This window comes from Chlamydia sp. 04-14 (assembly GCF_036632095.1).
Lineage (GTDB): Bacteria > Chlamydiota > Chlamydiia > Chlamydiales > Chlamydiaceae > Chlamydia.
In genome coordinates, this window is record NZ_JAPYKW010000002.1 from 69,545 (window position 1) to 91,896 (window position 22,352).

Consider the following 22,352-nt stretch of genomic DNA (forward strand, 5'->3'; position numbering starts at 1 on the left):
GGGAAATGCCGTATCTTATTTTTTCGGACTATTCTAGACCTTCTCTTCTAGAAAAGACGGTTTCTTTCCTAGATTCTTATCTTTACCTTGGAGGTCAGCAATCCTATATAGTTGCCAGAGATCCTCAGAATAAGGCTTGGGCCGTGACTATTCCAGGACATATCTTATCCACCTTTGAAAAGGTCTTAAGAATTCTCTGTTTGGTATTTATCCCTATTACAATCATTGCTCTAGCAATACGGTTTCTTCTGTACGCTTATCTTTCTTATAAAGGTCGGATTGTCTGTATTGATAACTTAGTTAGCAAAGAAGAACGGAAAATTCTCGTTCTCTATCCTCAAGTATTACAAAATATACGTCGTCTTCCCCTTGTTTATACCTCTTTGCCACTAGAAGACTGTTACATAGCTTTTGATTCTATAGAGTCTTCCGAAGTGAATGACATGAGTTTTTGGATTGATTACCCTAGTCTGTCCGCTAAAATGGATTTTTCAGGAATTCAAATTCCTAGAGATAAGCTAAAAAAGGTTAAAAAAAGCCCTCACGGAGAGCCTGCGGATTTCCCTATAAACTTCCCCTTACTTTGCAGAGAGATTTTAAAGACAGAGTCGGAAGATATAGTTAGTCAAAAAGGTATCGAAAAGCTTTCTAGACTCTTTCTAGCTTTCTTAGTCTATAGATCCCAAAAAAATGATAATGGAAAAATAGAGACTATAGTCCCCTTAGATTCTCCAGAATCTCTATGGGCGAAACTTTTGTTCTTTGATTATTCAGATGAGAATCCTTTGACGAAAGGATTGTTAGGATCTCGAGTACTAAAAGAATTGGAGAAATTAGGGGTTCTTAAGAATCCTGAAATACACCACTACTCGATGAGTAAAGTCGTTGTTAACTGGCGGCTCTAATTAAAGTCATCCTCTTGATCTTCGTTTTCTTCATCGTCATCTTCTTCCTCTTCTTGTTCTTCATCATTCTCTTCTTCTTTATTATCGCTCACATTTCTTTTATATCTAAACCTCTCCCCTCCAGGAAAGACGATTACCTGTGAATTAGGTCTTAATCTGCGCTCTTCTTCTGTAGCAATTTCTGCAACTACATAAATTCTTTTCCTGGAATATTCGCTTTCATCGATCTTCTGCACTTTAAGAATAACATCTTTATCTAGATCGAGTAACATATCTCCAGGTTTGTCACTTTGAGCTTTCACGTGTTTATTTAAACCGAGCAAGGAGAAGTAAATGTTAAAACCTCCTCCAGGTTTGCGATCAAAAAGATCGTTTTGTGTTGTGATTAATGAGATCTTAATACTGCCTTTTGGCATTTTTACAAGTGTATACGTGCGCATATGAGAACGTACCCATTGAGGAACTTGCACTCTGTAATAACCAATAGCGTATTCCAGCATGCTATCTGGAATTTTCCACTTAGGTTCTTTAGAAGATAAATGCATAGCCGAAGCTAGTAAATAGTTATCATAAGCTTTAGCGCGCTTAGAAGAGCCTTTAGTTCTATCGCGAAGATTCCATAACATGTAATCTGATAACGCATAGAACTGTTTGTCAACTCTAGGATCATAGTGTATGATTTGGTCATTAGTTGGGAATATTGTGCTTGCTCTAGAAACTATCCTTTCTTCGAATCTCTTGTCTCCAAACATCATGGGGAAGTTAATTTCTAAATGACGCAACTCGGGACCAACAAATGTCAGAGCTGTTGCTGTAGATGTGGTAAGTTCTGTGTGGGGTGCTAAGATAACAATGTCTTTGAAAATGTCCCAATTCTGTTTGAATTCTTTTAGTGTTAAGACAAACGCTTCATTCTTCCAACTACTTATTATTCGCGTTATGTAAAGGTCTCCACTTACGGGATCTAAATAATACGAACTTTTCAAGATTGTTGCTAAAGGAAGTCTATATTCCTTCATTGCATCAGAGAAAAAGAGCAGGGTCTTTTCTGGACCATTTTTGATCTTGTTAGCATCTATAGTATAAGTTAATACAGACAAGTTTAAAGACCAATATTGGCGAGGAATAGTCAAACGACGCTGTTCATCTTCTCCTAGCGGTAGAATATAGGAATACGAACAGTATTCTCTAACCATTGTGGCTAGGTTAAACGTCTCTTTCCCTAAAGTCAGCTCTAAGTGATCTCGGTAACCTGGATCAATGAATTGATATGGATTTGAAGCCATCAAAGGTTTAGCTTCTTTTTCTAATGTTCTCTCAGAAATACCATCCAGATATCCATTAAAGAAGTTTTTAAATACAAAACGTATAGCTCCTACACCCTTTCCTTCGCGAACAAAGAAGAATTTTAAGATGAAATCTCTATTTTGTATGCTCACTAATTTTTGAGAGTACATCAAGTATCGCGATAATTCTTGTGTTTCAGAATGAATGCGATAACGATAGAAGTCTTCAAGCTCTAATGAAGTAGAGAAGATCTGAACCTCGTCATACCACCTCCATGTGTTATGAGAGAATTTCGTTTTTGGTTTGATATCTGCTTTAAGATATTTAGATTCTAGTATGCTGTTAAATAGGATGTTTCCACTACTTTTGTCGCTGCCTTGGAAATCAAGATATTTAATAGAATAGGCTGGTACTGTGATATCGAAGACTTTTAAGGACGCAAAGTTTCTAAACCTTGTCCATATTTGATTCATCATAGCACCTTCAATATGCCCGGCATGGAGAGTTCCCCATATCTTCAGATTTATCCCGCCTTTATTTTCGATCCCAAGAATATGTTCTTTAGTCTTATTTACTTCACTTAACATCAAGGTAACTGTGTTGTTTAAACTCAGTATACCTTCTAATCTTTCTGGGACTAGGACGCTACTGTGATAAAGAACGTGGGTTTGTTCAGGATGTTGTTGGATTTTACGATGCCACTCCCCTAGAGTTGGTCGGACATACGAGTTAACTTCTATTACTGTTTTCCAAGGAGGATCTCCAGGATCCCAACTTAAAACCATAGGAACTGTATATCTTGGAGAAGAAACTTCCAGATCTATGGATGTCTTACTTGTCATTTTAGCCTTAATTAAACTTGGAACAAGTAAGCCAAGATCAATTAATTGAGGAGCATCCCCGTCTTCTGCTAGTACAATTTCAGTGGATTTGGTTTTGATATTTGGTGGAGAAGATAGGAGATAAGAAGCACCCACAGCACCTTCAACCACCGCCCCAAACTCATCTTGAGCTCGAATATCTAGCTCGGTATGTTTATCGGGTTTGTAAACAAAAAGCTTTTTGTTGTCATAATATGATACGCGACTGTGCTGCTGAACGATGGATACTTCAGGAGCAAACCACCAGAGGTATTTTTTCATCCACCGCACAATATTATCTACGAATCCAGGTTCTTCAGGATGTTTTAATGCCCAGGTAGACTGATCACATTTTGTAAAGCCTAAAGTAGTAGTGTTCGTACTATTCCCTGGGAGAGGTTTTTCTATAGCTTCAACTGTAATGCCATCAGAGAATTTGACTTTAAAATGACCTATCCAATGTTCATATGAACTGCTCTTATTTGCATTCTCAATATATATGCCGGTGCTGTTATCCCCATTGAGGCCTAATAAGTTTAGATTATTTCCTCCAGAATGTAGTTCAAATGAGCTCATGCCGAGTGTAAGATCGTGATCGGTAGAGTTCGAAGTAAGTACAATAGTAAGATTGTTATCTAATTTAGGGATGTAATACCAGTTTTTCCCTGCTCCAGAATATATAATTCCTCCTCCAGGGCTTACATAGAATTTGGTATCACGATTTCCTGTTAAAGTATCTTGGCCTCCAGAAGAACCAATGACTGTAGAAATTCCTTTTTGTCGAATTTTTAAAATATCCGTACTTGTGCCATTAGGTCTTGTTAGAGGAACTGGTTGCTCTAATTGCGCTAGATTAAATTTGACACCCAGTGGAGGTGGAATGCCACGGAATGAAATTACATTTTCAACTCCCGGAGCCCCTGTAATATTGTAATAACCCGCTCCACCAATTTGAACAGTTATCCCTCCTTTGCCCCCTTTAATCGTGATTTTATAATCTTTATATTGTGAGGCGTATGCTATTCTCTCTGGAGAATCACTATCTAAAAGACGTACAGGAATAACAGTCGTTTGTGTATCTCCTGTTATTACCGTACTTTCTTCTTTTTTAGCTGTTAAGGGGGGTACATAATAACGAGATGTTGGGTCTAAGACAGCTTCTTTCCAAACTATTCTATTTGAGAGATAAACAACCTCAGTAGTTCCTTGATATGTAATTCCGTATCCAAGAATAATGGTGTTGTAGATGCCCGCGGGGATTTTAGGAACTTCAGAAGGCCAAAAGCTATTGGCATGTCCTCTTGCTAGGGCATAATATGGAGTAATACTAAATGCGTAACTTAACTTTTCTCTGACTTGTGAATCAGACCATCCTGGTTTATGTCCAATCCATCTATTTGCATTATATGATCTATCTCCTGTAAGAGTAGGGGGATTTTTTCTTAGGTCTAAAACTATATTTCCCAAGACATGATTCCCAGAGAAGTCAAGCAATCCTCTTTCTGGGAAAGCGTTTACAATGTGTTCACTGCCTTCTTCTAGGAAGTGTTTATATTCATTCCAAGCGTTATGACGTTCTTCTGTCAAAGCAATGTTGCGAGCAATTGATGCAGCTCCCATGCCAATAGCAGCAATAGGTCCTGCAGCTAACATTGCAGCAGGAGCAGCAACAGCAGATATTGTTAATGCTAAAGTAATAGTATCGAAAGCTATTTGAACACGTGCTGCCATCGTATCACTATGTGAAGAGGCGTGTTGTAGATCTTCTATACTAGTATAGAGACTCCAGACCCCAGCAACAGCTTCAAGAATAGGAAGCTCTAACATTTGTCCTAATCTAAAAAATGCTTTTCCTAAAGTTCCTCCAACTTTTGTAGAGGCTTTTATGAGTTTCTTAGATATGAGTGATTCTAATCGGAATCCATCAATCCCTTGATCTGTAATGAATTTCTTTCCTACACCTTGGATAACAGTTCCTAAGGTCATTTCAGCCATTTCTTTCCCATCTAAAAATAAGTCAAAAAGAGCTTGAGCCTCACTACCTTTTCCTGCTTGTACCATGCGTGCGTATTGTATAATAGAGACTGCGGACATACCGAGCTCCATATCCATAACGCCTGTACCAGCAAGATCATTTAACATTTTCCCTAGATCTTTAAATAATTTGACTAATCCATGACTCGGAATTTTGATTTTTTTTGTAGATCCTCCATCCTTAAAATCAAAGGAGATCTCATCTCCATTGACATCCACATTGGTGACAGATATCTTATCTTTATCGCCAGCCGATGTGCCTTTAATGGCTTTTCCTATGTCCTCCATTATATTCCGTAACATGGAGCTCACTTGCTGTGCTTTGCTTTTAATCCCACTTATTAAAGCTGTGAGATCTCTAGGAGTTGCAACAATTAATTTCCTACTGACCTCTTTTGTTCCATCTTCTATACCGTAATGATCTAAGATATATAGGATTGTAGAAGCAAGATCGGGATCTAAGACATGCCTAGAAAGAAAATCATGTAAAATATCCCCATCTAATTTTAATTTATCGAGATCTGCTTCAGAGGTCTTTTCATCGATCCTTTTATGATCAATAGTCCCCCCTATTCTATATAGGTCCGCCCAGGATATTCTTCTGCGGCCTATATGGACATCTCCCAGCCTTAGTATCATAAGATCAAGAGTTGTCATATGCTCAAGAGCTGAAAATCCTAGATCAGTAGAAGAAAACCAGGTGTTTTTTGCTTTTGTTGAATCTGTAGTGTAGAGTTTCAGCTGAGATGCTACACTTTTTTCAGGAGATATCCCATAGCGATCTCTTACTTCTGTAGTTAGTTGTACTGAAGATTCTAAGAACAATAGAGCCTGTCGTAATGTTGGAAAATCACAATGTCCAAAGTTGGGATCTGTGACTCTGTAAGCTTTACCTATTACTTGAACAACCATGGAATGGCTGGGAGTAGTTACTAATAGACTTGGCATACTTGTTTGTCTACCAAATGTCTGAACTAACTTATTAATGTCCCACGTATGTTCAGTTAGTATTCCTCCTGTCTTCAGATCTGCATTTCCATGATATTGCAACCAATCAATGTAGGCTTGACTCTTCTCTAAAAACGTATTATCTGCATCTGATAGTCGTAGATGATCACGCTCTTTTATTTGAAATAGAGCACCCACTGTCAGAAGATTTCTTGTGATGAAAGTATAGTCAATGAAATTTTCAGCTGACATATAGAGCATAGAGAGACCCATACAACGCCCTTCTAATTGATATAGAAACGTTTGTGGGTGTATGTGAGCAATCTCAGAACCGAATGCGTGTGCTAAACCCTCCCATTTAGGGATCATCTCTCTAGAGAAATCTGGCCAAGAAAATAAAGAATATTTTGCTCGCTCTACGGCATTTTGTATCGTCGGTACATCAGGAGGAGTGGAGAAAAGATCTTTACTAGCCCCTACTCCGCGATAATCATACGGATTAATCGCGGTTGGATTTTGCATTGCAGTTGCTAAGGGACGACCGAAATTTGCCTCTCTTTGAAAGATATCACTAGCTCCAGGTAAAATGCTGGATAGTAGATGGCCTGATGCTTGTGCAAAATTTTCTGTCTTAGAAAGAGTTTGATGAATTTCAGTTAAGGAGAGATATTTCTTATCCTTTGCAAGCTTGACGAGCTCTTGAATACGATCGTTGTCAATAAAACAATAGACACCTTTATCTTCAAGAAATTTTTTTGCTGACTCTAAATTCAAGGAACCATCATGAATGCTTAGATGTAGTTCATAAAGACTATCGAAATAGTTTGCCATGGTATAGCCTGTTGGATTGAATATACCTGGTATGGTACTCGTCATAATACGATTGGATTCCACACCATTGTCCATACCATACTGCATTCCTAAAGCAGAGACGTACGCATCTACAGGAGGAGTTAGTAGATCAGGGATATGAGATGATTTTAATTTTTCCCTTAATGCTTCTGGTACCTGTTCTAAAGCTGCTTTTGCTTCTTGGCTATCTGGATTGAGAGCTAGGTAATCATATACTTTGTCGAGATTGTCATGCATATTCTCATAATCAGCATCTAGTGTTGTTTGCATCATCTGTACTAGGTGCTTGGAAGGAGAAGGGAAAACACTTTCTGAAGAAAAGATTCCGGAAACACCTGAATTAGCAACCATGAATCTATAAAGATCAATTAAATCACTAAAAGAATAACCGTCTCTATGCATGCGTGAAAATAAATGTTCATCGGATAGAAAATGATCCAAATCCTGTAAAACTACACGTTCACTTGCCTCAAATTTCTTAACAATATCTTCTAATTTTTTCTTTGGATCAGTGACACGTTTTTGTAGTGTCTCATCATAGAGTTTCTCATACCATTTTTCTGTACTCTCTTGCTCTTGCTTATCCAGACCACTACCTCGAGCCATTTCTTTCATTTTATCAAGGATTGCTTTTTTTCTATCGTCATCTGATAGTGTCAACCAACGATCTATTAGATTTTCTAACTTTTTAAATAACTGTCCTGATGAGACATGCTCTTCAATTTCATTGACCTTTGCTTGAAGATTGCGATCCTCTGCTATTTTACTTGTGATTTCTAGGAATTTATCAGTTTCTTCAGGCGTAAGAAAATCTAAGCTCTCCTTAGAACTAAGTTCGGAATATTTTGTTAAAAGCTCCATCTCTGTTATAGAAAAGGGTGATGGGCTTATAGAATCAATGAGATTGCCTATCTCTAATTGTCTTTCAGCTACGGACAGCATATCTTTTAAAAACATCGATAGATCACTTGATGAGCTATGCCATATAGTAATTCCTGTCTGCGAATTGCTATTTAGATATAATTTAATGGCTTTTTCTAGATCTTCTTCAAAATGTTGATGTGGATTTGGGAAATAGTTAACTTGATTGGAAACTGGAAGTTTAACATCACGAATCAGCTGCGCAAGTTGTAGCTGTAAAGAAAACATAGATGCTTGTGCTATAACATCATCTTTTATTTCCATCTTGAAGGCATAGATCTCACGATCCAATTCAGACATTCTTACAATATCTATGTTGCGTTCAGTAATGAGGTGATTAAATCTTTCTAATAACCCTCCAGGTAGATTGTCTTTTGATTTTTGCAACCATAATTTAGTGAATTCAGCTTGATCAACTTTAGTGCGTTCCACTCCTTTAGGAGTTTCTACACGCAATTTTGAAGGATCAGAAAAAAGTAACTCACCCGCACATGGCCGTTTAATATTACACCAGGTACTCTCATCGCCGGGGGTTACATCATTAGATCCTATGGATAGAGGGTTTGTCCAATCATACGTAGTCTCTCCTTCTGGAGTTGTAATCTGTTTATAAGAACCTAAATAGGCATCATCCCCTAATTTGTTTCCATCTTTAGTCAGAAATGCTTTCCCCATAGGACCAAGCCCTTTAAAGTACTTGATCATTTCATTTCTGATTAAACCAGGACCTGTAATTCCTAATGTACTTACGGCTCCAGGAATAATTGAATCTTGTCTAAAGTCGTAGAACAGACTCTTCCCAAGATAATCTTTAACTAAATGGCCTCCTACCATTTCATCACGGTCTAAATGTGTCAAATCCTCTAGAGTGTTAAAAAAATCCCCGCTAAGAACGTTTTCTCTTAAATGTCTTAATTCGGCATAGGCTTGCCACTGGCCCCTAATAACACCATCAACTAAGGCGCTGCCTTTATGTGACATCATCAAACCATTCAGTCCACGAACATGCCATCCTGTGGCCCATTTATGGTATCTTCGTAAAATAGGCATCGTGTCTCGGACTATATCAGGAGCCATTCTTTGAAAGAGACTTTTCTTAGGTTTGCCTTGACCACCATCCCCGCTTTTATGTATCTCTTGAAATTGACCGATTAACTCAGTGACTTTTTTCTTATCGTCATCTGTAAGTTCGGATGTATCGATTTCCTTGGTGATTTGTTCTAAAGTAACTGTAGTTTCGCCGTTTGCTATTTTTAATGCTGCATCGGAGAGAACACGCCTAACTTGTAAGTTTTCAAAGAATCTATTCCCACCCTTCTCAAAAATAGCATTAGTAACTTCCTGAGAATATGTAGGCATTATGTCTAGATCGGTATAAATCCCTCCGTGTTCTTCAAGCATGAACATTCTGATCTGATCTGATGCGGCAGCATAATTCCACCGTAATAACATCTCCGTCTCGTAATTATAGAGATGGGTTCTGTCTTTCATTCTAACTAGTTCTTTTACGTCTTTAATTTTAACTCTTTCCGATCCCAAATCTTCGTTAACTTTTTTAACGATATCTTCGATTTTCTTTTTATTAGTCCCTATAGTCTTCTTATACTGTTCAATCTCCTCTTTAGGGAGTTTAATGGTTTTCTCAAGATACTCTATGCGTATATCGTCAGTAATTTTATCGACGCCTTTAAGCATACAAAAATTGAAGAACCCGTCTTGAGAAACAATTATATTTCTTAAAAATAACGCGTTGAAATGATCCTTAACGTAATCATTTAAATTATTATAATCTTCATAGATTCTGGATAAGTCATCATAATATTTTTGTTTTAGATCATCATCCTGGGTGGAATCGTACTTCTTTTTTAACTCGTCGAAATATTTAACAAAATTTTTTACATCCTCTCTTGTTTCTGTCCTTAAATCGTTGATAGACGCATCAAAAGCTATTTTCTTCAAAGTAGATGAAAATTTCGCAGCACCGTAGGCAGTTTCATCTACCCAGAAATAGAAATCGAAGTCGGTATAGGTCTGTAGAAATACCTTGATATAAGTCCCGGTATCATCCGGTGGAGCACCAGCAATCCAGATACCATGTAAATGCTTATCTACAGAAACACGGTGAGATAAAAACTCCGTTTTAATAGTATTCATCACCTGTTCTGCAATCGGTTTTTTAGATATTTTTGCTCTTTTTTGAATTGTTTCTAGAAAAGTAGATTGTTTAACTAAGAGGTCCTGACCTTTTCTTGAGTTTTTCGTTTGTAAATCATTATAGCGGCCTATAGCTTTCTTTAGGTTGTTGAGTGGTGTTTGGCATATTTTTATTTGGTCAGGAGTCAGCTGTAATCGATCCGCGATATTCTCAGGTGTAAGATCGTATTTCTGAGTAGCCGATCCTTCCGCACCATCTTCTAAACCACGTTTCCTTCTGGAAAGAGAGTGCTGATCCTTGTTTATCTTCTGAACGGGAGTTGTTGTTTCTTTTTTTATGAGGGCGCTACTAGCTTCTCCGATAGATTGCTCTAAAGATGTAGAACTTTCCTGAACAAAGGAAGTGGAATTAGGAATATGCGTAGGAGAATATCTCTCAGGAGTCTTTGTAGGTTTCGTAGATTGAGACGAAGCTCTAACAAGCTTAGCCAGAATCTTTTTCTTTTTCGAGGAACTACCCCCCCCCCCCCCCGATATGAGGCTGAGCTAAAGAAGTAGAGTTCTCAGAAATAGAAGAGTTAGTAGTGCGCTTAGAGACATGTGTCGAAGAAGTCTCCGTATGATTCGCCGGCGGTGGAAGAACCGTAGGTTTTGTGATTTTTGCTGGTAATATTTTTGTGGGGAAAACATGCGCAACAAGTTGAGCCAAATTATATAAGAAAGATGTTTTCCAATTTCCTGTATGATTTGCTGGCGATGCTGTGGGTACTGTAGTATTTGAATTCGTTAAATTATAAAACTCTTCTTGTAACTTTTTCCCTAATTCAACAACGGCCTCTGTGGAATTATTCTGGTTTACAGCTTCATCATAAAGAGAAAGTCTCTCGTCTAAGGAAGCAGCAGCAGCAGTTGTTTCATTGAGATAGGAAGAATTCGATGTGGAAGTAGAGGGTGCTGTGTAGTTGGATTGCGATGCGGGCGTGGATGTGGAAGGAGTTGTTTTTTCAGGAAGCGTCATAGTCCAACTGCGCAGGATTTATTTTTTAATCCCCCACTTCAAAAGCTTTATTATAAAATAGATAGAGTCTTTTCCCATAAAAATTTGGGAGGTCTATTATATGAAATTAAAAGATTACTGCAACCATACTTGTCCTATTAAGGATAGAAAAAATTGCCCACGCTTCTGAATCTAGTTCTAAAAAATAAAAAATCGTAAAACATTGATGTTTATTTTCTTAGATTTTTCAGACGCTCTTTAGGAGGAATTTTTGTTCTTTGATTCTTCGGATAAGAATCCTTTGAGGAAGGGAATTAGAAGATTTGCGTATTCTTATAGACTAGAACTACTTTATTTTTTGTTTTTCAGAGTTCTTTTAAATCTGAATTTTTCTCCTTGAGGGAGGATAACGACATCTGTATCAGATTGGAGTTTGAGAGCTTCTTCTGTGGCTATTTCCGCAACTACATAGATCCTTCTTCTGGAATATTCGCTCTCGTCGATTTTTTTCACTTTAAGAACTACATCTTGATCTAGATCAAGAAGCATATCTCCAGGTTTATTAGTATGAGTTTTCACGTGTTTGTTTAAGCCAAGTATGGTGAAGTAGATATTGTAACCGGATCCAGGTCGACGATCAAAAAGATCATTTTGTGTCGTGATTAACGAAATTGTAATACTACCCTTCGGCATTTTTACCATTGTATTTACGCGCATTTGAGAACGTACCCAGTGTGATACATATACTCTATAATAACCAAAAGCATATTCCAGCATATTCTCGGGGATTTGCCATTTAGGATCTCGAGAATATAAGTGCATAGCAGACTCTAATAAATAGCTGTCATAGGCTTTAGTGCGCTTAGAAGGGCCTTTAGTTCTATCTTTGAGATTCGATAGCATATAATCTCGCAGTAGATAAAACTGCTGGTCAACTCTAGGATCGTAATGTACGATCTGATCATTAGTTGGGAATATGACACCTGCTCGAGAAACTATCCTTTCTTGTATTTTTACTTCTGCGATCGTCTTAGGGAAATTAATTTCTAAATGACGTAGCTCGGGACCAATAAATGTGACAGCAGTTCCACTAGATGAGATAAGCCCTTTATGCTCTGCGGATACAATGATATTTTTAAAGGCTGTCCAATCCCATTTAAATCCTTTTAACTTCAGAACAAATGCTTGGTTTTGTAATTGATCTGAGAGAATGCGTGTTATATAAAGATCACCGCTTACAGGATCCAAATAATAAGAGCTTTCTAAGATCGTTGATGAAGGAAGTCGGTATTCTTTCATTGCTTGATCAAGGAAAAGCAGTTTATTTTCTGGAGCATTTTTCATCTGTTTAGGATCTATAGTGTAAGTTAAAACAACTAGATCCAAAGATCGATATTTTTTAGGAAGTATCAAACGATGATCTGTTTTATCTTGCTCTAGAGATAAAATGCGCGAACGAGAACAGAATTCTTTAATCAATGTCATTAAGTTAAATGTCTCTTCCCCTAGTGTCAGCTCTAAGTAATTCCAATAACTTCGATCAATGAATTGATGTGGATTCGAAGCCATCCAAGGTTTAACTTCTCTTTCTAATGTTCTTTCGGAAATGTCATCCAGGTATGTGTTAAAGAAGTTTTTGTATACTAAGCGCATAGATCCTATACCCTTTCCTTCTCGGATATAGAAGAATTTTAAGATAAGATCCCTATTGTTTATGTTGACTAAATCCTGGGCATACATGATCTGTCGTGCTAACGCAAATGTTTCAGAGGCTATGCGATAGCGATTGAAATCTTCAAGATTTAGTGAAGTATAGTAGATTTGAATTTCATCGTAGAACTTCCATGTATTATGAGAGAATGTCGTTTTTGGTTTGGTATCTGCTTTAAGGAATCCAGATTCCACCGTACTATAGAATAAGACATTCCCCCCGCTTTGATCACTACCTCGGAAATCAATGTATTCAATAGTGTGGGCGGGTACTTTAACAGAGAACTTCTTCATTGATTTGAGATAATCAAGCATCGTCCACTTTAGATCCGTCATAACCTCTTCGATATGCCCAGCATAGAGTGTTCCCTGTATTGTTAGATCTACGTCTCCCCTATTTTCTACACCAAGAACATGTTCTTTACTTTTCTGCATCTCACTCAACATTAAAGTAACAGCGTTATTTAGGCTCATTATCCCTTCTAACCTTTCTGGGACTAAGGCGCTATTGTGATAGAGGACATGCTCTTTTTCAGGATCTTCTCTTAATTGATCATACCAGCTACCCAAAGTAGGTCGAACATTCGAGCTAATGTCTATTACCGTTTCCCACGGAGGATCTCCAGGATCCCAACTTAAAACCATAGGAATGGTATATCGTAGAGAAGAAACCGTAAGATTTATACTTGAGCTCTCTTCCGTGCCGTTTGTCATTTTCCCTTCAATTAAACTGGGAACAATTGTACTAAGGTCAAGAAATTGAGGAGCATCCCCGTCTTCTGCTAATATAATTTCAATAGATTCAGTTTTGATATTTGGTGCAGAAGATAAGAGATAAGAAACACCCACGGCACCTTCAACTACTGTTTGAAACTCATCTTGAGCTCGAATATCTAGTTCGGTATGTTCGTCGGGTTTGTAAACAAAAAGCTTCCTATCGTCATAATAAGATACACGGCTGTGTTTTTGAATAATGGATACTTCAGGAGCAAACCACCAGAGATATTTTCTCATCCACCGTACAATATTATCTACGAATCCAGGTTCTTCAGGATGTTTTAATGCCCAGGTAGACTGATCACATTTTGTAAATCCTAAAGTAGTAGTGTTCGTATTATTCCCTGGAATAGGTTTTTCTATAGCTTCAGCTGTAATACCGTCAGAGAATTTGACTTTAAAGTGGCCTACCCAACAGTCATACGAGCTACTCTTGTTTGCATTCTCGATATATATGCCTGTGCTATTATCTCCGTCGAGACCTACTAAATTTAAATTGCCCCCCTCTGAATGTAATTCAAAGGAATTCATACCGAGTGTAAGATCATGATCGGTAGAGTTTGGGGTAAGTACAATAGTAAGGTTACTATCTAACTTAGGGATGTAATACCAGTTTTTCCCTGCTCCAGAATATATAACTCCTCCTCCAGGGCTTACATAGAATTTGGTGTCACGATTTCCTGTTAAAGTATCTTGGCCTCCAGAAGAACCGATGATTGTAGTAATTCCTGTTTGTCGAATCTTTAAGATATCTATATGAGTACCGTTAGGTCTCATTATAGGAACGTCTTGTAATAGTTGTGAGAGATTGAATTTCACTGAAAATGGAGGTGGAATAGCACGGAATGAAATCACATTTTCGACTTTTGGGGCTCCAGTAATGTTATAAAAACCCGCTCCACCAATTTGAACAGTTATTCCTCCTTTGCCCCCTTGAACCGTAATCTCATAATTTTTATACTGTGAGGCGTATGCTATTCTCTCTGGAGAATCAGTATCGATAAGACGTACAGGAATAATAGTCGTATGTGTATCTCCTGTTATTACCGTACTTTTATGATTTTTAGCTGTTAAAGGAGGTTTATAGTAACGAGAATCTGTCTCCATAACTGCTTCTCTCCAAATTATTTTATTTGAAAGATAAACAACTTCGGTGATCCCCTCATATGTCATTCCGTACCCAAGGATAACAGTTCTATAGATTCCCGCAGGGATTTTAGGAACTTCAGGAGGCCAATAGCTATTGGCATGTCCTCTTGCTAAAGCACCAAGTGGACTAATACTAAATGCATAGCCTAGTTTTTCTCTAATCTGTGAGTCTGACAATTGTGGTTGATGGCCAATCCATCTATTCGCATTGTATGATCTATCTCCCTTAAAAATAGGAGGATTTTGTCTTAGATCTAACAGTATATTTCCTAAAACGTGGTTGCCAGATAAATCAAGCAATCCTCTTTCTGGAAAAGCGCTTACAACATGCTCTCCTCCTTCTTCTAGAAATTTCCTATACTTACCCCATTCTTGATGACGCTCTTCTGTTCTCGCAACATTACGAGCAATTGATGCAGCTCCCATACCGATAGCAGCAACAGGGCCTGCAGCTAACATTGCGGGGGGAGCAACAATGGCGGATAATGTTAATGCTAAAGTAATAGTATCGAAAGCTATTTGAACACGTGCTGCCATCGTATCACTATGTGAAGAGGCGTGTTGTAAATCCTCTATACTAGTATAGAGACTCCAGACTCCCGCAATAGTTTCAAGAATAGGAAGCTCTAAAACGCCCGCGGCCCTACCAATAGCTTTTCCTAAAGTTCCTCCTATTTTTTTAGAAGCTTTTACCATTTGCTGTGCCACTGCTGACTCTAATCGAAATCCATCAATTCCCTCTTTGGTAATGAATTTCTTTCCTAGACCTTGTATAACACTTCCCAAGGTCATTTCAGCCATTTCTTTAACATCTAAAGATAGGTCAAAAAGAGCCTGAGCTTCCCCACCTTTTCCTGCTTGTACTAAACGTACATATTGTACAATGGAGACCATGGACATGCCGAGCTCCATATCCATAACGCCTGTACCAGCAAGACCACTAGCCATGGCTCCGAACTCTTTGAATGTTTTGACTAATCCATGACTTGGAACTTCTATTTTCTTTTTTTGTGATGTTCCTTGTTGAAACTCGAAAGAAATTTTATCGTTGTCAGTGACATCTACATTCGTGACAGATATCTTATCTTTATCACCAGAAAATGTATCTTTGATGGCACTTTTTATATCACTCATCAGGTTCCTTAGTGCGGAACCTATTTGCTGGGATTTAGTTTTGAGCCCACTTATTAACGCTGCGAGATCCCTAGGTGTTTCAACAATTAGGTTCCTGCTAACCTCTTTTGTTCCATCTTCTATGCCGTAATTGTCTAAGATATATAGGATTGTAGAAGCAAGTTGAGCATCTAAAACAGTCTTAGAAAGATAATCACTTAAAATATCCCCGTTTAATTTTAATCTATCGAGATCTGCTTCAGAGGTCTTTTCATTGATCCTTTTATGATCAATAGTCCCCCCTATTTTATATAGGTCTGACCAGGATATTCTTCTGCGGCCTATACGGACATCTCCTCTTAGAGTCATCTTATATAAGGTGGTCATGTATTGATCATAAGAGAATCCTAAGTTGGTAGAGGGGAACCAGGTATTCGCGGCTTTTTTTGAATCTACGGTATAAACTTTTAGCTGTGATTCTATACTTTGTGCAGAAGAAATCCCATAGCGAGTTCTTATTTCTTCAGTTAGCTGTACCGAAGATTCTAAGAACAATAGAGCCTGTTGTAATGTTGGAAAATCACAATGCCCAAAGTTAGGATCTGTGAATCTATAACCCTCATCCATTGCCTGAACAACTAAAGAGTGAGTAGATGTCGTAACTAATAGACTTTTTATGTTTGTCTGTTGTTCCAATATCTTAGACAAACCTTGAATATCCCATTTGTGCTCAGTTAATATTCCCTGTGTTTTCAGATCTTTGTTTCCATGGTATTGCAACCAATCGATGAATGTTCGACTTTTCTCCAAAAACGTATTATCCGAATCTGTTAGGGGTATGTGATCACGCTCTTTTGTTTGAAATAGAGCGCCTACTGTCATAAGATTTCTAGTGATCAAGGTATATTCTATTGAATCTTTGGCTGACATGTAGAGCATGGTGAGACCCATACAACGTCCTTCTAATTCATATAAAAACGTTTGTGGGTGTATGTGAGCAAGATCAGAGCCAAATGTTTTTGCTAAATCACCCCATAGAGGTATCTGGTCTCTAGAAAATTCAGGCCAAGAAAATAACGTGTATTTTGCCTGTTCTACAACATTGGGTATCGTCGGCACATCAGGAGGAATAGAGAAAAGATCTTTACTCAACCCTACTCCGCGATAATCATATGGATTAATTGCCGTCGGATCTAGCATTGTAGTCGCTAAGGGACGACCGAAATCTGCATCTCGTTGTAAGATTTCGTTAACCCCGGGTAAAATGCTGTAAAGTAGGGATGACCCTGTCTGTGCAAAATTCGTTCTTTTGGAAAGAATTTTACTAACTTCAGTTAAGGAGAGATATTTTTTCTCCCCAGCAAGTTTTACAAGCTCTTCAAGACGATCGTCATAGAGAAAACTATAAACGTGTTTATCGTTTAATAATTTTTTAGCCGACTCTAAAGTTAAGGATCCATCATGAATACTTAGATGTAGCTGATAAAGTGTATCGAAATAGTTTGCCATGAGATAGCTCGCTAGATTGAATACCCCCGGCATAACACTTGTCATTACACGCTCAGATTCACCACCGTCTTCCACTCCATACTGCATTCCTAAAGCGGAGACATGCCCATCAACGGGAGGTATGAGTAAATCAGGAACATGACATTTTTTGAGTTCTTCACCTAATTTTTCAGGTATATTTGCTAAAACAGATTGTGCTTCTGGACTACTAGGATCTAGAACTAGGTAATCATATACAGTACTAAGGACATCATGCATATCCTCATAATCTCCTCCTAGTGTTGTTTTCATCATATCAACTAGGTGCTTTGAGGGAGCTGGCAATACACTATCCGAAGAAAAGAGCCCCGAAACACCTGCTTCAGCAACCATAAATCGATAGATATCTTTTATATCAGTAAAGGCGTATCCATCAAGATACATACGTGCAAATAATTGTTTGTCGAATAAGAATTTATCCAAATTCTCTACAGCAACACGTTCGCTATTCTCAAATTTTTTGATAATATCGTCTAATTTCTTCCTGGGATCTAAGACGTGTTTTTGATACGTAGTCTCATAGAGTTTTTCATACCATTTTTGTGAGTTCTGTTGTTCCTGCTTATCCAGACCACTATAGCGGGTTATCTCCTTCATTTTCTCGAGAATGAGCTTTTTTCTTTCATTTTCACGTAAAACAAAGCACTTATTTATGAACTCTTCTAGATCTTTAAAAAAGTGTCCCGATCTGATTTTGTCTTCGATTCCCTTAACCTTGGCCTGAAGGTTTTCATCCCCTGCTAGCTTATTTATAGTCTCTAGAAACTTATTAATATCCTCATCAGATGTAAGAGCATCTAAACTTTCTTTAGATTTCAGCTCTCCATAGTTTGTTAAGAGTTCCATCTGTGTTATAGAAAGAGAAGACTGCCCTACAGAATCGATGAGATTTCCAATCGCTACTTGCCTCTCAGCTACGGATAGCATATCTTTTAAAAACATGGATAGACCGCTTGACGAGCTATACCATACAGTAATTCCTGTCTGTGAATTACTCTTGAGATATAGTCCAATAGCCTTTTCTAGATCACCCTCGATGTTTTTATATAAATCTGGGAAAAAGTTAACGTGATTAGCAACTGGAAGTTGAACACCGCGGATTAGGTTTGCAAGCTGCAGTTGTAGAGAAAACATAGATGTTGTTGCTATGGCATCATCTTTTATTTTCGTCTTGAATTCATAGATTTCGTGATCTAAATCAGCTAGTTTTACGATATCCACATTAGAATCTTCAATAAGATTATTAAACCTTGTTAACAAACCTCCAGGTAGGTTGTCTTTCGATGTCTGAGACCAAGATTTAATGAACTCAGCTTGATCGATTTTAGTGCGCTCTATGCCTTTAGGAGTTTCTACACGCAATTTTGACGAATCAGAAAAAAGTAATTCAGCTGCACATTTTTGTCTGACATTACACCAGGTACTCTCATCACCAGGAGTTACATCATTGGCGCCTATAGATAGAGGATTTTTCCAGTCGTATGTAATTTCACCTTTCGAATCTTTAATTTTTTTATAGGAACCTAAATAGGCCGCATCTCCTAAATTCCTCTTATCCTCACTAAGAAAGTCGCTTCCTAAAGGGCCAAGACTTCTGAAATGTTTTATCATCTCTTTCTTAATTAAATCGGGACCTGTAATTCCTAATGTACTTACCGCTCCAGGAATAGTTGAATCTTGTCTAAAATTGTAAAATAGACTCTTCCCAAGATAATCTCTGACTAAATGGCCTCCCACCACATCTCTTTGATCTAAATGTGTGAGATCATCAAGAGTATTAAAGAAAGATCCACTAAGAACATTTTCTCTTAAGTCTTTTAATTCAGCATAAGCTCGTTGTTGTCCTTGAATGACAGCATCAACAGTGGCGCTCTCTTTATGCGCCATCATCAAACCATTTAATATACGAACATTCCAACCACTCTCCCACTTATGATACCTTCGCAAAACAGGCATTGTATCTCGAATCGTTTCAGCAGCCATTTTTTGAAAGAGACTAGTCTTAGGTTTGCTTTGGCTTCCACCTTCGCCGTTATGTAGCTTTTGAAATTCAGTGATTAACTCTTTGATTTTTGTTTTGTCCTCATCTGTAAGTTTTGATAGTTTGATTTCCTTTCCGATTTCTTCCAGCGTGACTGTAGTTTGGCCATTTGCTATTTTTAATGCCGCGTCAGAAATCGCCCGTCTAATTTGCAAACTTTCGAAAAATTTATTCCCACCTTTCTCAAAAATAGCATTAGTAGCTTCCTGAGAATACTGGGGCATCATATCTAAATCGGTATAAATGCCCCCATGCTCTTTGAGCATGTACATTCTGATCTGATCCGATGCTGCAGCGTAATTCCATCGCAAAAACATCTCCATCTCGTAATTATAGAGATTGGTTGTGTCTTTCATTGAGGTCAGTTCTTTGATATCTTTAATTTTAACCCTGTCAGATTTTAGATCCTGGTTAACTTTAGCAACGATATCTTTAATTTTCTGTTTGTTGGTTTCTATAGTCTTCTTATATTGCTCAATTTCCTCTTGGGGAAGTTTAATAGTTTTTTCGAGATATTCTATGCGCGTTTCATCATTAATTGCGCTGGAGCCTTTAAGCATGCAAAAATTAAAAAACCCATCTTGAGAAACAACCATATTTCTTAAAAATAAGGCGTTGAAATTGTTCCTGATGTCTTTATCTAATGTTTCGTATTTTTCATAGAGTTTGACTAGATCATCATAATATTGTTCTTTTAGATCGCGATCTTTGGTGGCTTCGTATTTTTTACTTAATTCTTCATAGTTTTGAATAAAGTCTTTCGCACCTTCTGGGGTTTTCTCCTTGATTTCATTCATGGATGCATCAAAAGCTATTTTCTTCAAAATAGATGAAAATTTAGCTGCTCCATAAGCTTTTTCATCCACCCAGAAATAGAATTCGTAATCATCATATGTCTGTAGAAATACTTTAATATAGGGGCTTACGTCATCCGGTGGAGCGCCAGCAATCCAGATACCGTGTAGATATTTATCTACTTTAACTTTGTGTGATGAAAACTCTGTTTTAATAGTCGTCATCACCTTAGAACTTGGATGTGACGTAGATAGGCCCGCCTTTTTTTGAAGCATATCTAAGAAAATAGACTGCTTAACTAGGAGGTCTTGTCCTTTCCTAGAGTTTTTCTCGTCTAGATTGTTATAGTAGCCTATAGCCTTCTTCATATTGTTGATGGATATTCTACATAACGTTGCTTGCTGAGTAGTTAACTGTAGTTTCTCTAAAATATTCTCAGGAGTCAGATCGTATTTGCTCGAGGACGATTCTCCACCTTCAGCTTTATCTTCCAAACCACGTTTCCTTCTAGAAAGAGAATGTAGATTTTTCGCTTTCTGAATAGAATTCGTTGCCTCTTTCTTTTCGATAAGTTGTTTTTTAGTCTCTTCAATAGAAGATGGATTTAGAGTGATAGAACTTTCCTGAACAAAGGAAGTGGAATTAGGAATATGCGTGGGAGAGTATCTCTCAGGTGTTTTTGTGGATTTTGTAGTTCGAGAAGAAGTTAAATCCCTAACAAGCTTAGCCATAGGACTTTTCTTTTTGGGTGAACTACCCCCCCCCCCAATGGAAGGCTGAACTAAAGAGGTGGAATTCTCATAAATAGAAGAGTTGGAGTGCCTAGAGACGTCTGTCGAAGAAGTCCCCGTATGATTTGCTGGCGGTGGAAGAATCGTGGGTTTGGTGATTTTTGCTGGTAATATTTTTGTGGGGACGACATGTGCAACAAGTTGGGCTAAATTATATAAGAAAGATGTTTTCCAATTTCCCGTATGATTAGATGGTGACGCTGTGGGTACTGTAGTATTCGGATTTGTTAAATTATAAAACTCCTGCTGTAGCGTTTTCCCCAATTCAACAACAGCCTCTGTGGAATTATTCTGATTTACAGCTTCATCATAAAGAGAAAGTCTCTCATCTAGCGAGGAAGAAGAAATCGCGCTTTGATTGGTGTAGGAAGAATTGGAAGTCGAAGGAACTGTATAGTTGGACTCAGACTGAGCCGAAGAGGCGGCGGGAGTTGTTTTTTCAGGAAGAGTCATGGTCCGAGAATATAAGATTTATTTTTAACAGTATCCTAATCACATAGTGCTATTTCAAAAGTAGACGAGGTCTATTTCCCCTAAAAAATTGCAAGAGCATTATAAAAAATTAAATAATTACTTCAACGGAATTTATGTTCTAAGAGCGTGTTTTGCAATCGCTTAAGATTTTCTCAACTGCGCATCATCATTCAGTATAATTGAGGTATGTTTGCGGATGTTGATTTAAGATGTAAAGCTAACGTCTGCATGAAATGATAGTTCCCAAACATACGTAACAACCAAGGTTTTTAGATTATAATTTGGTTGCTTATCTTAGATAAAGATAGATAAAAAATATTTTAAATTAGTTCTGCTGATCTAAAAGCCTCTTTTTATAAATTTATTCTACAGGGGGTGTATTTGAATGAAAATTTTTGACTTTAATTATAGGTTGATCTAAAATGTTTCGGTTCAATTCTTTATTTGGTTATTTTAATGGTTTATTCAATAAATGATATCCCTCAAAATTATATTGGTTTAGAAGACAGCGGGTCTGAAAAGCTTTGTTGTCAATATAAGGTTTTAACAGGGTTAGTTGTTGGTGTAGAACTTGTTGTTCCTATAATTTTTATTATTTTAGGAGCTTTAGGCCTTGCTGGATGCGCTAGCTACGCCTTATTGATCACAGGCAGTGTTCTTGTTGGAATGTCGTGTCTTTCACTCGTAATTTATGTGGCAGTCTCTAAAATATTAAAATATTGTCTAGATTATCAGGACAGCCTTATAACAAACGAATCTTAAGGTCGGAAATCTACAGTATTTACTAGGGAAAGTTCTAGAGACTAGATAAGTTAAGTGTTGATACTGTTAGGTATGAGATAATTTTCCCCAGGCTATTAAACTGGGGCTTTTTCCTTATGCGTTTCAGATATAACTAGTTTGTAAAGAACATACTATCTAGCAATCACTTCATTCTCACATCTTCATATTAAGGTTCTTAATATCGCAAAGGTTGAGTGAGATTTATTCGACGTT

At 37.6% G+C, this 22,352-nt stretch carries 5 protein-coding genes; 2 read left to right on the top strand and 3 right to left on the bottom strand.

Annotation, left to right across the window (positions count from 1 at the left end; genetic code table 11):
- Positions 1 to 5: 5 nt before the first annotated feature.
- A complete protein-coding gene (locus O6937_RS02950; RefSeq protein ID WP_213241012.1) occupies positions 6 to 905 on the top strand; it encodes a DUF648 domain-containing protein in 900 nt (299 codons plus the stop codon).
- Here O6937_RS02950 and O6937_RS02955 read toward each other — a convergent pair.
- The 3 genes from O6937_RS02955 to O6937_RS02965 form a co-directional block, all read right to left on the bottom strand.
- On the bottom strand, positions 902 to 10,498 hold the full coding sequence (locus O6937_RS02955; RefSeq protein ID WP_332390435.1) for a LifA/Efa1-related large cytotoxin: 9,597 nt from the start codon (positions 10,496 to 10,498) through the stop codon (positions 902 to 904). The genes O6937_RS02950 and O6937_RS02955 overlap by 4 nt on opposite strands.
- Entirely contained in the window at positions 10,476 to 10,979 is a 504-nt protein-coding gene (locus O6937_RS02960) for a hypothetical protein (RefSeq protein WP_332390181.1), read from the bottom strand. Before O6937_RS02960 ends, O6937_RS02955 begins: the two co-directional genes overlap by 23 nt.
- A 330-nt stretch (positions 10,980 to 11,309) precedes the next feature.
- A complete protein-coding gene (locus tag O6937_RS02965; protein WP_332390182.1) occupies positions 11,310 to 21,335 on the bottom strand; it encodes a LifA/Efa1-related large cytotoxin in 10,026 nt (3,341 codons plus the stop codon).
- Between the two features lie 477 nt (positions 21,336 to 21,812).
- On the opposite strand from O6937_RS02965, the gene O6937_RS02970 reads away from it, so the two are divergent.
- Positions 21,813 to 22,118: a hypothetical protein gene (locus tag O6937_RS02970; RefSeq protein WP_332390183.1), complete on the top strand. Its 306-nt coding sequence runs from the start codon at positions 21,813 to 21,815 to the stop codon at positions 22,116 to 22,118.
- Positions 22,119 to 22,352 lie beyond the last annotated feature (234 nt).

Excerpts from the sequence above, each read along its gene's own strand:
- O6937_RS02970 (WP_332390183.1), top strand. The coding sequence starts at position 21,813 with ATGGTTTATTCAATAAATGATATCCCTCAAAATTATATTGGTTTAGAA.
- O6937_RS02950 (WP_213241012.1), top strand. The coding sequence starts at position 6 with ATGCCGTATCTTATTTTTTCGGACTATTCTAGACCTTCTCTTCTAGAA.
- O6937_RS02960 (WP_332390181.1), bottom strand. The coding sequence starts at position 10,979 with ATGACGCTTCCTGAAAAAACAACTCCTTCCACATCCACGCCCGCATCG.
- O6937_RS02965 (WP_332390182.1), bottom strand. The coding sequence starts at position 21,335 with ATGACTCTTCCTGAAAAAACAACTCCCGCCGCCTCTTCGGCTCAGTCT.